Source organism: Arthrobacter sp. MMS18-M83, from assembly GCF_026683955.1.
GTDB lineage: Bacteria > Actinomycetota > Actinomycetes > Actinomycetales > Micrococcaceae > Arthrobacter.
Map to the genome: position 1 here is coordinate 1768609 of NZ_CP113343.1, position 14370 is coordinate 1782978.

Annotated in this window: 15 protein-coding genes; 13 read left to right on the top strand and 2 right to left on the bottom strand. The window is 61.9% G+C overall.

The window, feature by feature from the left end; all coding sequences use genetic code 11:
- Positions 1 to 98: 98 nt before the first annotated feature.
- From OW521_RS08335 to OW521_RS08370, 8 genes are all read left to right on the top strand, one after another.
- Positions 99 to 1355, top strand: a complete 1257-nt coding sequence (locus OW521_RS08335; RefSeq protein WP_268024454.1) for a glycosyltransferase family 4 protein — start codon at positions 99 to 101, stop codon at positions 1353 to 1355.
- Positions 1352 to 2791 carry a UDP-glucose dehydrogenase family protein gene (locus tag OW521_RS08340; RefSeq protein WP_268024456.1) on the top strand — a complete coding sequence of 480 codons (1440 nt, stop codon included), beginning with the start codon at positions 1352 to 1354 and terminating at the stop codon, positions 2789 to 2791. Before OW521_RS08335 ends, OW521_RS08340 begins: the two co-directional genes overlap by 4 nt.
- Positions 2792 to 3041: 250 nt before the next feature.
- Positions 3042 to 3308, top strand: a complete 267-nt coding sequence (locus tag OW521_RS08345) for an uberolysin/carnocyclin family circular bacteriocin (RefSeq protein ID WP_268024459.1) — start codon at positions 3042 to 3044, stop codon at positions 3306 to 3308.
- Between the two features lie 73 nt (positions 3309 to 3381).
- Positions 3382 to 3873 (top strand): stage II sporulation protein M, encoded by a 492-nt coding sequence (locus tag OW521_RS08350; protein ID WP_268024460.1) that lies wholly within the window; start codon positions 3382 to 3384, stop codon positions 3871 to 3873.
- 10 nt (positions 3874 to 3883) lie between these two features.
- Complete coding sequence (locus tag OW521_RS08355) at positions 3884 to 4492, top strand: hypothetical protein (protein WP_268024462.1); 609 nt, start codon at positions 3884 to 3886, stop codon at positions 4490 to 4492.
- An 84-nt stretch (positions 4493 to 4576) separates the two neighbouring features.
- A complete protein-coding gene (locus OW521_RS08360; protein WP_268024464.1) occupies positions 4577 to 4936 on the top strand; it encodes a hypothetical protein in 360 nt (119 codons plus the stop codon).
- Between the two features lie 3 nt (positions 4937 to 4939).
- Positions 4940 to 6469: a hypothetical protein gene (locus OW521_RS08365; RefSeq protein WP_268024466.1), complete on the top strand. Its 1530-nt coding sequence runs from the start codon at positions 4940 to 4942 to the stop codon at positions 6467 to 6469.
- Complete coding sequence (locus OW521_RS08370) at positions 6433 to 7065, top strand: ABC transporter ATP-binding protein (protein WP_268024468.1); 633 nt, start codon at positions 6433 to 6435, stop codon at positions 7063 to 7065. Before OW521_RS08365 ends, OW521_RS08370 begins: the two co-directional genes overlap by 37 nt.
- Before the next feature lie 79 nt (positions 7066 to 7144).
- Here the strand turns inward: OW521_RS08370 and OW521_RS08375 are convergent, their stop codons facing one another.
- Complete coding sequence (locus OW521_RS08375) at positions 7145 to 9469, bottom strand: helix-turn-helix transcriptional regulator (protein WP_268024470.1); 2325 nt, start codon at positions 9467 to 9469, stop codon at positions 7145 to 7147.
- Between the two features lie 1100 nt (positions 9470 to 10569).
- Here OW521_RS08375 and OW521_RS08380 point away from each other — a divergent pair.
- Positions 10570 to 10980 (top strand): excalibur calcium-binding domain-containing protein, encoded by a 411-nt coding sequence (locus tag OW521_RS08380; protein WP_268024472.1) that lies wholly within the window; start codon positions 10570 to 10572, stop codon positions 10978 to 10980.
- A gap of 53 nt (positions 10981 to 11033) precedes the next feature.
- Here OW521_RS08380 and cspE read toward each other — a convergent pair whose 3' ends face one another.
- Positions 11034 to 11237: a transcription antiterminator/RNA stability regulator CspE gene (cspE, locus tag OW521_RS08385; protein WP_028266315.1), complete on the bottom strand. Its 204-nt coding sequence runs from the start codon at positions 11235 to 11237 to the stop codon at positions 11034 to 11036.
- Between the two features lie 94 nt (positions 11238 to 11331).
- On the opposite strand from cspE, the gene OW521_RS08390 reads away from it, so the two are divergent.
- The 4 genes from OW521_RS08390 to OW521_RS08405 all read left to right on the top strand — a co-directional run bounded on the left by OW521_RS08390 (position 11332) and on the right by OW521_RS08405 (position 14227).
- Complete coding sequence (locus OW521_RS08390) at positions 11332 to 11796, top strand: type II toxin-antitoxin system Phd/YefM family antitoxin (RefSeq protein ID WP_268024478.1); 465 nt, start codon at positions 11332 to 11334, stop codon at positions 11794 to 11796.
- Complete coding sequence (locus OW521_RS08395; RefSeq protein ID WP_268024480.1) at positions 11793 to 12185, top strand: type II toxin-antitoxin system VapC family toxin; 393 nt, start codon at positions 11793 to 11795, stop codon at positions 12183 to 12185. Before OW521_RS08390 ends, OW521_RS08395 begins: the two co-directional genes overlap by 4 nt.
- Before the next feature lie 44 nt (positions 12186 to 12229).
- The gene (locus tag OW521_RS08400; RefSeq protein WP_268024482.1) at positions 12230 to 12994 is read left to right on the top strand and encodes an alpha/beta fold hydrolase; all 765 of its coding nucleotides are present in this window, start codon (positions 12230 to 12232) and stop codon (positions 12992 to 12994) included.
- A 141-nt stretch (positions 12995 to 13135) separates the two neighbouring features.
- Positions 13136 to 14227: a thioredoxin domain-containing protein gene (locus OW521_RS08405; protein ID WP_268024484.1), complete on the top strand. Its 1092-nt coding sequence runs from the start codon at positions 13136 to 13138 to the stop codon at positions 14225 to 14227.
- Positions 14228 to 14370: the final 143 nt, after the last annotated feature.

A 14370-nucleotide genomic window follows, 5' to 3' on the forward strand; every position in this document is an offset into this window, starting at 1 on the left:
CGCCACTCGAGGCAGCGACATCAGTTTGTTAACCAAACCTTCCCCCAGCGTCACGCCCATTCCCCCGCTTCGCCAACCGCCGGGCACACCGTGGAGGGGTGAGGATCGCTATCGTTGCCGAATCATTCCTGCCGCTCATGAACGGGGTTACCCACTCCATCCTGCGGGTGCTGGAGCATCTGCAAGAGCGCGGCGACGAAGTGATGGTGATTGCGCCGTCGACGTCGGACACTGCTGTCTCGGATGTCGTGAACGGCGCATTTGTCCACCGCCTTCCTTCCGTGCCGCTGGCCGGATACACAAATGTGCGGGTGGCGTTGGGCGGTGTGAGCCGGGTCAAGAGAATCCTTGCCGATTACGCACCGGACGTCGTCCACCTTGCATCCCCTTTCGTCCTCGGTTGGCGGGCTGTGCAGGCCGCGCACCAGCTCGGCATCCCTACGGTTGCCATCTACCAAACCGAGGTACCCAGCTACGCCGCACGGTATGGCGTGCCAATCCTGGAAAACTGGGCATGGAACCGGGTGGACAACATCCACCTCCTTGCGGACCGCACACTGGTCCCGTCCACGTTCGCGCTCAACCAGTTGCGCGGACGCGGGATCCTGAGGGTGGGCATGTGGCGGCGCGGTGTGGATACCGCGCGGTTCTCCCCCACTAAGCGCTCGACGGCGTGGCGAGCCTCCGTGGCGCCCGACGGCGAGCGCATCATCGGCTATGTCGGCCGCCTGGCGATCGAAAAGCAGGTGGAAGACCTTGCGGTGTTGGCCGATTTGCCGGGAACCCGGGTGGTCATCGTGGGCGACGGGCCGCAGCGCGCGGCCCTCGAAGCGGCACTGCCAAACGCCGTCTTCACCGGATTCCTGGGTGGCGACGAACTGGCCCAGGTTGTTGCGGGCTTTGATCTCTTCGTACATCCTGGCGAGTTCGAAACGTTCTGCCAGACCATCCAGGAGGCCATGGCATCGGGGGTTCCCGTTGTGGCCACCGGCCGCGGCGGCCCGCTCGACCTCGTGGAAAACTCGCGTACCGGCTGGCTCTACGAGCCGGGTGACCTCGCCCAGATGCGCGGTTACGTGCAGGACTTGGTGGGCGACGACGCCAAGCGCCGTGCGTTCGGAAAGGCAGCACTCGCTTCGGTCCAAGGACGGACGTGGCCCGTGTTGAGCGCCCAACTTGTACAGCACTACGAGGCTGTGATCGCCGGTGATGCGCTAGTTGAGCCACCCACAGCACCCGTCCTCCCGGCCGAGCTTCAGGCGGCCGAGCTTCAAGCGGCCGTCCTCCCGGCCGAGCTTCACCCGGCCGAGCCCGCCGTCATTTCCGTGACTTCCAGCAAAGGACTCTCAGCATGAAAATCTCCGTTGTCGGCTGCGGCTACCTTGGCGCAGTACATGCCGCAACGCTCGCGTCGATGGGCCACACCGTGGTGGGCATCGACGTCGACGCCCAGAAGGTAGCCCACCTGAACAAGGGCTTCGCCCCTTTCCATGAACCCGGCCTGGACGAACTTCTCCGGGACGGCTTCGCCACCAAACGGCTCACGTTCTCCACCGACTTTGCTAACGCTGCAGACGCCCAGACGCACTTCCTCTGCGTGGGCACCCCGCAGTCGAAGACGTCGGACACGGCGGACCTCTCCTATGTGATCGCAGCTACGAAGAGCCTCCTCCCCCATCTGGCGAGGGGCGCCGCCGTCGTCGGCAAATCCACCGTCCCGGTGGGGACGGTGGACATGCTCCGCGGCATCCTTGCCCGCAGGCCTGATGTCCTGCTTGGCTGGAACCCCGAGTTCCTGCGCCAGGGCACGGCTGTGAAGGATTCATTGGTACCGGACCGGCTGGTGTACGGGGTGCCGGGCGGCAAGGATTCTGTGGCGGGCGTACCGGTGACGGCCGCGCTCGACGCCGTCTACGAACCGCTGATTTCCGCCGGTATCCCGCGGTTGGTCTGCAACTTCGCGACCGCCGAGCTGATCAAATCCGCCTCCAACGCCTACCTCGCCACCAAGCTCAGCTTCATCAACGCCGTGGCGGAACTTTGCGACGCTTCGGGCGCCGATGTCACTGAACTCAGCGAGGCGATGGGCCTGGATCCGCGCATCGGCAGCCGGTACTTGCACGCCGGCCTGGGCTTCGGCGGCGGCTGCCTGCCGAAGGACGTCCGTTCCTTCCGGGCGCAGGCACAAGCCCTGTCTGTGTCTTCCGTTGACGAGTGGATGAACGTGGTCGATTCCATCAATCTGGGCCAGCGCGCCCGCGCCGTGGAAGTGGCGCGGGACATGTGCAAGGGCTTCCTGTCCGGCCGCACCGTCACCGTACTGGGCGCTGCCTTCAAGCCGGACACTGACGACATCCGCGACTCCCCGGCCCTGGACGTCGCACTCCAGCTCGCGGCGGCGGGTGCCCACGTGACCGTGACCGACCCTAAGGCCATCAACAACGCCTGGATGCGCTACCCCCAGCTCCGCTTCGAAGCGTCCACCACGCGCGCATTGGAAGGCGCCGAGTTGGTGCTCCTGCTGACCGAATGGGACGAATACCGCACCCTCTCACCCGCCGCTGCAGGTTCACTCGTACGACGCCGGATGGTGCTGGACGCACGGAACGTCCTGGACGCTGGGGTCTGGAAAGCGGAAGGTTGGACTGTTCGTGGGCTCGGAACTGGTGCCCACGCTGAGCCTATGGAGACCGTTGAGGGGGCAAAGGCGGTTGTCCCGCCCATCGAATCGGTCAACACCCGGCCCTTCATCGTGGGCTCGCCTATCAAGGCGCCGACGACGCGCCGGTGAGCTTCCGCTCTAGGTATCTTGCTTTCGTACACACCTAGACGGTCCTGTACGACCACCTAGATTCAGCATTTTCACACCTAGAAACCCCCTCAGGCACACGGGTTTTTGCCCTCATGACCACCTAGACGCCCTATTTCATGGAGAGAATCTGAACCGTGGATGGCTCCTCTTAGGAGGATGCCACCACTCTTCAAGGCCAGCTATGCGTTGGCCGGTCATCTCGAGAAATGGAGTTGAAGTGGAATCAGCAATGACGAAAAGGACGGGGCTTCAGGCGGCGGCCGCGGCGGCGCTCGCCGTGGTTGGCATCTTCGGCGCAAGCCTGGCTGTTTCATGGATCGCGGGGTCTCTCGGCATCTCTGCCGCGGCGGCGTCCCAAATCATGCAAGCCATCGAGGTCGGAGGCTGGGCGCTCGTTGTCATCGGCGCAGTGTTCGGGGCAGGAATCACTGGCGCCTTGATCGCAACGGCTCGAAGCATCCTCTTCCGCATCGGCCGGGCGCAAGCTGTCGCCTAAATCGATGCTTGCTAAGACAGCACGCGTGCTTGGGAGCATCCCTGGGTGGTTGCTCCCAAGCACGGGCTTGATCATGGCTGCCATCGCTTCCTTCGGGTACGCAGCGGTGGACCTGTCGTGGATTCGGGACGCCAGGGACATGGGTGGAAGTCCCCTCTACGGCAAGGATTTCCTGCAGATCCTTGGGCGAAACGTCGGAGCGGCCTTGGTGCTCTACTCAGGAGTCGCGACCCTTGGGCTCACCACGCTCGTGGGGGCCGGAATCCTGGCACTGTACGTCGGTGCCACCCTATCTCTCGGGATGCATTCCGTCGGGGGTGCAGGCCTTCTTGCAGACGTGATCTGGTATGTCCCGTTCGAATTTTTCGGCCTGGTGATGGCGGCGACCGCCGGATTCCAGCCCACCGCAGGCCTTGCTCGCAGGCTGGTTTTCAAGACGGAACCTGTCACAGTGAGGTCGTTCATCGACGACATGGCGCGTTCGCTGGGCACTCTGTTCATTGCCCTCGTCCTTATTGTCCTCGGCGCCGTCATCGAGGCCGTCCTGATTCAAGTGAAGTCGTAAGGGGAATTCCATGACCAATATGGACAACCATAAACAGTCCGAGACCGTCATCAGGGTGGCAACGGTCGGAAAGTTGCGGCCCGAGCCATCCATCGCCAATGAATGGATCTCCACGTCACGCGCCCTGTGGATCGCAGGCTACGTTGTGCTGATGTCCTTGGTAGCCCTCCGGCTTCCCTTGACCCGGCGGTATCTCAGCTCCAACGTGCCTGCCGATGTACGGTCCGAACTTGGAGACGAACGCCTACTCGACCTCTCCATGACGGTCGGTACCGTGTTGTTCTTCCTCGTGTACGCGGTGATCATCGCCTTGTACTTCTCTCTCGCCGCGTTGCTGGACAAGCGGGTGATCCCAGGAAATTCGGTGCTCGCAGGCCGTTTTAATGTGGGGGTTTTCTTTGTGATCGCCATGCTTTCCACCATCCCTGTAAATCTATTCAGCGTGGCATTCGGCGTGATCCAGCCGAGGGATGTCCCCGGCTACTGGCTCTATTTCCCCGTGATGGTCGTTCTCGTCTTGGCGATCTTCTACCGGCACTGGCGGGAGTTCTCCACAGGCAGGAAGATCCTCCTTGGGCTTTCAGCCTTAGGACTGTCAACAATAGTCGCCATCGGCTGACCTCCCTCAACCATCGCCCCCAGACAGAAAATCCTCATGACTACTTATCGCTATAGCGTTCTTCTAAGAATCCTTGGATTCATAGTGGCCACCTTCTCCGGGATTTCCGCCAGCCTCATCTGGTCCGCGCTTCCCCCGGAGGGACTCAACAATATTGATCCACTCGCTCTAAGGAATACGACCGTCGCGGCCCTCCTCGTACTCGGTGTGGCCGCACCATTGCTTGCCGCCTTCAGCCCGGCCCGAAAATGGCTGCCGCTCAAAGCTGCCGTTTTCGCCGTCGCCGGTTTTGCCAACGCGGCCGCGCTCGGTCCCGCGATAGTTGTCCCGTTTCAGGGAACGACGTCGGTCATCGCCGTCGTCTGTGCACTCGGCCTAGCAGTTCTCACCATTGTGGCCTTCATCGACTCGGTCCAAAAGAAGACTCCCCGGAGCAAGTTCTAGGCAATGATGAGCACAAAAGCCCCTGCCGACATCGATGGCCGGGTCCGCGACGCCAAGCCCGCTGGCGCGTCGGTCTGGAGGTCCGATTACCGAATCTTGCGCGACTTCCGGGCTTTCGAAATCGTCAATGCGATGCGCTTGCCACTCACCCTGGATGGTTTCAGGGCCCTCGCGACCTTCGGATCAATAGCCTTGATTGTGGTTGGAACCCTCGTGTTCGTTTCCACGATGTCTGTTCTCCGCGATGGCCCGTTCCGCCATGACATAGCTGCTGCGCTCAATTGGGGGTTCCTCAGCATCCTTTATGCCGCCGTCGCTACGGTGTTCAGCGAGGTCATCTCAAGCCGACGGCTCTCAGTCGCCGGCACCCCGCACTTGGAGCTTTTCAGGGCAATGGAACTTCCGCTCCAGCAGGTAGTGGTGAGATACGGCTTGATCCCGGCGTTCCGGCGCACAGGCATGCTTTGGTATTCTGCTGCGACATTCCTCGCGATCTTCTTCGAGGAGACGCCGAGCTGCCTCAACGTCCTGGTGGCTTCGATCTCAGTGTTGGCTTGCGCCTCCTGTGCGTGCTTCTACTCTGTTCTTCATTTCGCCTCCGCGCCGGTACGACGGATAGGCCTTCATTGGCTGTTTTGCCTCTTGGCGCTGGTTCTCGGACTGGTGCTCGGAACGGCCACTGGGTTTCTTGTGCCTCGGCTCGCTCCGCTCGGCGGCCTCGCAGAAGACCCTTCGCGTGCCCTTCCGGTGCTGTGTTTGCTAGCGGCAACTTCCTCCGGGCTGCTGGTCCTCCTCGGCATCCGCAAGTGGCGCGGCCTCGCCTACCGAAAGGTCTCCCTAGAGACGCAACGGGACGCCAGGCGACGATCCGTGGCCAACTTTGGTTTATTCGTTGTCACCGATTTGTTGAGCAGTAAGCAGGGCTCTGTGGTCAGCACGATCGTCCTCGCTTGGATTACCGTCGTTGGCATCCTGCTCGGAGCAAGAGGCGTTCTCCCCCTCGACTCGACCCTCAGTGACGAGGAATTGCGCAAGTTCCTGGTTGGCGTTGCCGTTCTCCTGGGCCTGGGAGTCACGGAACCGATGCTTTATCGGATCGGGCCCACGGCAAAGCTTTACCACTACCGGTTTGCCTGGGAGAACGGCTTCTCCGGCACCGCGATCGTTGCCCGTCTCATTGGGATCTACATTCTGGCGGGGGCGGTCATCGGAGGATTTGTTTTCCTCGGTGCGCTCCTTCTCCTGGGCATTCTTGCCCCCGGCACTGTCGCTACAGGCATGATCGTCGCAGCGTCCGGGGTCGTTGCGGAATCGTGCTCCCGGCCGCCGACCACTACCGACGGCACGAAGTCCAATGACATCATGGACGCCCTGTTTACGCTCCTCCTGATTTCTCCTTGCTCGCTCATCCTTATCGTCAGCCCCGAATTCAGCACGTTGCTGTTGTTGGGCTACTCCATCCTTTTGACCCTGGGGGCCGCTACATGTCTGAAACAATGTCTTTTGAGACTTCGATCGAGATTGATTCTGTAACTGCCGGCTACCGGCAAGGTTCGCCCGTCCTGGACGGACTCAGTCTGAGTATGAATACGCCCGGGCTCTACCGGGTGGCTGGTGGCAACGGCAGCGGTAAGTCGACTCTTCTCGAGCTCATTAGCGGTTTCTTGCAGCCTTGGGCCGGAAGCGTGCGCCTTTGCGGCATCGATGCCGGTTCCCCCGATGCCCGCCATGTACGGAGCGTCTGCCGCACGACGCCGGCGCTCTATCCTTCCATGACCGTTCACGACCATCTGGCGCTTGCCGCCCGTAGCCGTCAGGTCGGCCCGGAGGCAGGGCTCGCACGACTGGTTAGATATGGATTGGAGGATTGGGGCGAGCAGCCCGTGTCGATGTTGTCGACGGGCAATATCCGAAAGCTCTGGCTTCTGATGTGTACCGTAGCCGATACCCCGGTGGTCGCCATCGATGAGCCCTTCAACGGTATGGACGTTCAAGGCATCGAGGCCCTTGTCGGAGAGCTGAGCGAGTGGGCACATCACAAACTAGTAGTGCTTGTCTCCCATGCAGTTCCCGACCAACTGACGATTGGCCATTCCTTCGTCTTCGAGCGAACCGAGGTGGAGGCGTAGCCGAGACAAGTGGTCGCGTAGTTCCGATACGCACACCCAATCCATGGATCGGGACTACTCAATGCCCGGAAAGCCGTTCCTAGCGGAAGGGAGCCGTATCCCGGACCAGGTCAAATAGGGCAGCGCGCGTTGGGCTGCCGGTCTTTCGGAGCGCATTGGAAATGTGGTTTTCCACCGTCCTGATACTGATTCCCAAGTGCTCGGCGATCTCAGGGTTGGAACGATGACCGGCCAAGGCTGCTATCTCAATTTCCCGGACTGTCAGAGGCGAGTAGCTACCGGAATTGAATGCCATGGGCTCATCTGCCGACGGGAATCGAGTCGCAAAAATGGAGTACGCCCGCTCCATCTCGGCCGCCCCTACGGTGTCGTCCATGAAGGCATACCGCTTGAACGCACCTCGGAGCAGCATCCGAACTTGGTAGAGATCGGAGTCGGGCTCGTAATTCTCGAGCAGGACGCCGAGCAATTGGTGGTCTTGTTCCACCACCGCCCCCGCAATTGCCACAAGCTGATCGTGTGAGGTGCAGGCACGCTCCCTCAAGGTCTGCCGAAGAATCTCAAGAACCTTCCGACCAGGAAGAAGGCAAGTGAAGAAGAGTGCAGAGTACGTCGCTTCCAGAACATAGCCACGTTCCAGCTGCCTTCGAATGAGGCGCGCGGCTTTCCTGTCGAATACTGCGGGGATGAGGGGCCGTCCGGCGACGAGCTCGTAGACTCCTTTTGCGATTCCGGGAAGCGGGCCGACGTCTTCGGCCTCGCGCCGCGCCTGCGTTGCAAGGGTCGCGGTGGGCAAGATGGCGGACGTCGCAGCCCTCAGCCCGGCGAGCCGCAGCATGGCGTCATGGAGGGAATCCACTAGGAAGCCTGGCCGTCCCATGGCGAAGACGCTGCCCATCAGGTACTCTGCCTCGTCGAAATGGCCGCGGTAGACGAGTGCTTGGGCAGCGACGTAGGTGTTCGACACCAACCCGAATTGATCCAGGTTTCGGCGGGCTTCCGCGCGTTGGTCGAGCGCAAAGACAATTGCCTCCTCGATCCGCCCCGAGGTGAACAATGCCAGTCCTCGGATGAAAGGTCCGATGCGGGGAAATCCCCTGAATCCGTTTGAGGAGTCGATGGCATTGAGTGCCGCGGAAGGGTTGAGGCGGTAGAGTTCCAGCATCCCCCGGACGCAGGCCAGGACACCGCTTTCTGGGTGGCGATCGTGTAGACGCGCCAAGGTGTCGTCGAGATTCTGAGGCATTCGGTCGTATGACGCTACGAGGAAGAGTTCTACCGATTCAACCTCGGCCGACCATTCAGGGTGTTCCTTCCCAAAGTTCCTCAGGGCGTCGGCCGCATGTTCCAGCCCTTTGCCAGAGTAGATAGCCCAAAGCGCTTTGGTAACTGCCAAGAAGAGGAGTTCGCACGTGTCTCCCTCCGAGCTCACGGTCTCGGAAAGCACCCGCTCAATTCTCGATGCGTCAGCCGGCGAGCCCCAGTTAACGCTCAGGAGTGCCACGGCGTTCGATACCGATTTTTCGGCATCCCACCGGTCAAAGCGGCGACGCTCTAGAACCGAGATCCTCTCATGTAAATGGCGCGCCGTAGCCGCGTCGTCTGTACTCCGTTCAAGGCGCACAGCATCTAGGACCCCCGTCAGCGAATCGGCTGGCGTGACGTCACCATTGGGTTCCTGTGGCGGGACGCTCAAGGTCCGGGTGATTCGATCCTGCAGGACCCGCCGGCTCGTGAGCACTCGCTGGCCACGGAAATAGTCGGCTAGCACCGGTGGCGTGATCGCAGCGCAAATGTTGTTGTGTGGATCCTCCATGACGGAAATCAAGCCGTGCTGTTCGAGCCGGTCCAGAACGTCTGCGTCGACTACCCGTTGCAGCACATCGATAGGCGCTGTACCGGCGATGGCCATGGTCTGAAGGCCGGTGAGTTCGGCGGACTCGAGTCCTTCAAGGAGAGATTCCACGGTGCCCTGCAGGTGGTCATTCCACAAGGTGTCGCCTGTCATGTGCCATTGCCCGTTGCTAAGGGCAAGCAAATCACTGAGTGAGGCTGTTTCCGCGATTCGGGCCACAAGCCTGGGGTTCCCCGCGGATTTGGTGAGGATGCGGGCAGTGGTATCAGCGTCCGCGGGAGCGCCCAAAACATCCGTGATGAGCTCGCTCACGTGCTCATAGCGAAGCGGATTCAGCTGGACCCTGGCTTCAGGGCCAGGACTCAAGACGGCGCGCCGCCCCTTCGCGTTAGGGGAAGACTCACCCATTGTCACGATCATCGGCCGCTTCGTCCTGAGCCTCACGGCATCCAGGACCGCAAGGGTCTCCGTGTCGACGAATTCGAGGTCATCGACAACAAGCACACGCTCCCCTGGCCTGGCGAGCCGTCCAGCCAATGTGTCAACCACGCCCAGCACGCCCAATTGACCTATTCGAATATCAAGTCCCAGGCTATATATTCCACCAAACGGTATTTCGCGATGTGAGCGAAGGGCCGAAATAGAATAAACCGTAGCACCGGTTTTCTCGAGCTCGGCGATTGTTTTTTGCGCGACACTCGTGCGTCCACTTCCGGGCGCACCGACAATTCGAACCATCATCCCGCGAGCAATATAGTCCAGCGTTCGCCGAACTTCCTGTTCGAACACTCGCGATCCAACTTTCTCTGATGCTCTAATCGGCACGCTCCGGGCCCTAGAAGGTGCTACGTCCATCCGATTCGACTGCTGCCTGTCCAGAGACAGGCAGCAGCTGGTGGATTCCCAGGCAACCCGGCAGGATCCCCCAAGGCTCTTCTACGAACCGCCTTCCAAGGGAACCGTAGATTCCGAAACCGGCGTCTAGGTGGTGTGATGGCGAAACTCCGTGTGCGCCGCGAGCCGTCTAGGTGTGCCGACCTGCGGTTTTGTTCCGCATCTGAGTGTGCGCCCGCGACGACTAGGTGTTCCCCAGGGACTACAGAGGTGAGGCTTGGCGGTGACGGTTTCTCCATGGTTCTCCTGTTGGTGTCCTCCTGTTTGAGACGTTACGGGGACTTCGCGGCCGTCTCTAGGCCAAACCTCGCACATGTGGATATTTATTCGAATCAATTTTCTATTACTAGAACACACATTCGATCATGCGCGCCGCCGCACCTATTTTGAGACCATGTCAAGATGCCTTTTCGCGCATGTGGAAAACTCTTCCTTTTCTCGCATTTTGGATGCTAGAATCTGCGGACATTCGCGTCAAAAAACTGAATCATTGGGGGCAATAAATGAACATTCGCGCGCCTAAAAACTACGGGGCAATAAAGCACGCGTCGCGTGGCTTTTCGAACGCTCGGAAAGCTAGCTTCACGGTCTTTGCCATCGTCACATCAACAGCCGCAGCGCTCTCCCTCGCCGCGTGTGGCGGAGCCAGCAGCCCGCCAATTTCGCAGGCCAGCGCCACACAATCGGCGTCGACTTCCGCTTCACCAACCCCGACGCCAACGCCCGCACGTACCGCGCCGAAATCCCCGTCCTGCGTGACGGAGAACGCAACCGAGAACTACCCGCCTAAGGAATTCATTTGCACGAAATCCGACGCGGGGGCCCTGCTCTGGATGGAACGCTCAGAGTCCAAGAAAGTGACGGACGCGCGTGCAGCGGCGGCGGCGAAGGCTGTGGCAGAAAAGGCCGCCGCAGACAAAGCGGCGGCAGACGCCGCAGCTGCCCAAGCAGCGGCCCAGGCGAAGGCAAATACCGACGCCGCAGCGGCGAAGGCCCAACAAGACCAAGCCCAGGCTCGGCTGGCACAGCCGCCGGCGCCGTCGTCCGTTTACTATGCGAACTGTACGGCCGCTCGAGCCGCCGGCGCTGCACCTATCTACCGGGGCCAGCCGGGTTACCGGCCTGCGCTGGATAGGGATAACGACGGAATCGCCTGCGAGAAATAGGCATAAAAAGCAGGGCCGGTCAAGGACCGGCCCTGCTTTTTGAAATCCGAAGCTTAGAGAGCCTGGATGTTTACTGCCTGGGGACCCTTGGGGCCCTGCTCGACGTCGAAGGAAACCTTCTGGTTCTCTTCGAGGGAGCGGTAGCCGCCCGAGTTAATAGCAGAGTAGTGAGCGAAAACGTCCTGGCTGCCATCTTCCGGGGAGATGAAGCCGAAGCCCTTTTCGGAGTTGAACCACTTGACGATACCTGTAGCCATTTTTTCAGTTTCCTTACTGAAGGTGGAGGTTGTCCCGACTGTCGGGCCTCCGGTGTGGGGTGTTCTCCACCGTTACTTCAGAAGGTCGCGGTTGATGAACCGCGGGAACTGCCTGAACTACCAAATGCCAAACACAACAACAGCTACAAGCATACAGGGGTTTCGGCGGATGGCCACTATTTGTCAAAACTCTTCGTCTGTCGCGCGCCGCCAGCCCGGGCGGATCGTGGGGTGGATCACGCGAATCGGCCCTCAGGAATGGCAAAGTGCTACGATTGCTACGGAGGCAATGATGACCACGATTCCACACCGGGAACTCCGGAACAACAGCAGCAAGATTCTGGAGCGCGTCAAAAATGGCGAAACAATTGACGTGACCAACAACGGGGAAATTGCAGCAACGCTGATACCGCCCTCCGCGTCGCCGTTCGAACGGCTGCTTCAGTCAGGCGGGGTCCGCCGTGCCGCCGAGAGTCCCGTGGATTTCAGGCTTGTGCCCCGCATCAAGAGTGAGATGGGCACGCCAGACATTCTGGCCGATCTGCGTGGCGATCGGTGATCACCTATGTAGACACCTCGGCGGTCCTCAAGCTTTTGGTCGACGAACCGGAATCCGCTGCCCTCGCTGAGTATCTTTCTACTGCTGCCGCAAGCGGACACCGCCTTGTCGCGTCAATGCTGCTCTACACAGAGCTCCATTGCGCGGCGCGTCGGCGGGGCCTGGACTCGGGACCGGTGAATACCGTACTCGGTGGCGTCAATCTGGTGGACGTCGCCCGCTCCGACCTGATGTACGCGGCAGCCCTTCCTGGCGGGCTGCGGAGCGCGGACGCGATCCATCTCGCAACAGCAATCAGGCTCCAATCGGATCTGATGGTCGCTTACGACGTCGAACTTCTCGCCGCCGCCACTGACGCCGGCGTCACTGTCCTCTCGCCCGGAAAATAGCCCCTCCCCCTCCTTTAGCGCCCCAACCGGCGTAGAGTTCCGCCATGGAGCCGATTCGGGTGGTCCTTCTTCCGGGGAGCGTTCTTCCCGCCCAACCCGCTTATGGCGCGCTGATCGAGGCGCTGGGGCCCGACGTCGACGCCGTCGCGAAAGACCTGGAGCTGTACGACGGCGATGAGCCGCCACCGGGCTGGAGTCTGGACACCGAGATCGACGGCGTGCTCCGCGAGGCCGGAGCCCGCGGCTGGGACACCTTTCACCTGCTCGGTTATTCGGGAGGTGGAGCCGCCTCTTTGGCGTTCGCCGCCAAGCACCCCGAGCGGCTTCTTAGCCTCACGCTTCTGGAGCCCGCCTGGGCCGGCAGTTGGGACTGGAGCCCGGCGCACGCTCAACTCTGGAAAGAATACGAAGCGCTGGATTCTCTGCCGCCTGCGCAGTTCATGGCGGCGTTCATGAGGCTGGGAGTGAAGCCCGACGTCGTCCTTCCGCCGCCGCCCGAAGGCGGACCGCCGCCGTGGATGGCCAAGCGGCCGGCCGGGATCCGGGCGTTCCTGCGGGACTTCAAGATTTACGATCTGGACCGGGCTCGGTTGGCTGCGTTCAATCGGCCGGTGTTTTTCGTCCTCGGCGGCCTGAGCAATCCGGACGACTATGGCGAGGTTGCCGAGCGGCTGTCCACGGTGTTCCCGGACTTCCGCCTTGAGGTGTTCCCTGACCGCCACCACTTCGATCCCCCGCACCGGATCGAACCCGACCGGCTTGGCAGGTTGCTGCGCGAGCACTGGGAACGGGCGGATCGGGTTATCTAAAGCAGGTCAGGTGCGCGCTGAGCGAGCTGCCCGGCACCTGAACAAACAGCCGCCGGACCCTGCCGCGTGCACCGTGCGTGGCGCTATGCTCTGACCATTGGGGGGCGCAGTTGCTCCTGCACACCAGAAGGAGCACTGCGGATGAGTGACTACCAGCCCGAGCAACGCCCGTGGCCGCCCCAGCCAACCACGCCCTACCAGACAAACCCCAGCCCCTGGCCCGATCCGCGGCAAGGCTATCCCCCGCCGCCTCTGCGCACCGAACCGCTGGCCATCGCATCCCTCGTCTGCTCTTTCGTAATCAGCGTGCTCGGCATCATCTTTGGGCATATCGCCCTCGCGCGGATCAGGCGGAGCGGCGACGGCGGCCGGGGTCTCGCCGTCGCAGGTCTAGTGGTCGGATACGCAGGCCTCGCGGCTGGCACGCTCGCGGCCGTGCTCGCACTGACGCTCGTGTCCACCGGGTTGACCATGACCGCCGGGCAGTGGATCGGAAGCGGCCCCTCGGCCACTCCCCTGCTCCAACTCCCCGATCGGGGGCCAAGCCCGGCGAACATGAACGCCAACGGCGGGATCACCTTGGTCGCGGGAAGCAAAGTGGTGCCCGTCGCGGCGTCCACTGTCGACACCACCACGCTCCCGTCGCCGGATCCTCTCGCGACGCCGAGCGGGCAGCCCGCGCACGCGCCAGGCGTCGAGGCCGCCCCGAAAGGGCAGCCGGCCAAGGTGGTCGTGTACTTGGACTTCATGTGCCCGTACTGCGCCGACTTTCACAGCTCCTACGGGCCCAGTCTCGACCGCTTGCGCAACGAGGGAAAGATCACCGTGGAATACCGTCCCGTCGCCTACCTCGACCGCCAGTCCACCAATAGGTACTCGTCACGTGCGGCCGCCGCGGCAGCGTGCGTCGCCGATGCCCACCCGGACAGGTATGCGGACTTCCTCTCCCAGTTGTTTGCCCACCAGCCGGCCCAAGGGTCCTCGGGCCTGAGCAACCAGGAGCTGAAGTCCCTCGTGGGGGCGGCGGGCGCCGATGCGGCCAAGTGCATCGACAGTGGCACGTTCCTCGCGTGGGCGCGGTATTCCAACAGGCTCGCCGTGGACAGCGGGATCAACGGCATCCCGACGGCGTTCGTCGACGGCAAGCAGTGGGGCGGCGGCACATCGACCGGATTGGACTTTATTCAGTTCCTCCAGGTCAATCTCAGCGCCCGCGCGGGCGCCGGGACCTAATGGGCGTGCGGTGAAGACTTGCCGGGGGCGGCCGCCATCCGGAGCCTTCACGTCGACGCCGTAGCCCCACAATGATTGGACTGGAGGACGAGCAATGAGCGATGACGAAATCCTGGCCTTACCCTATAGCCCTCGGGGTTCTG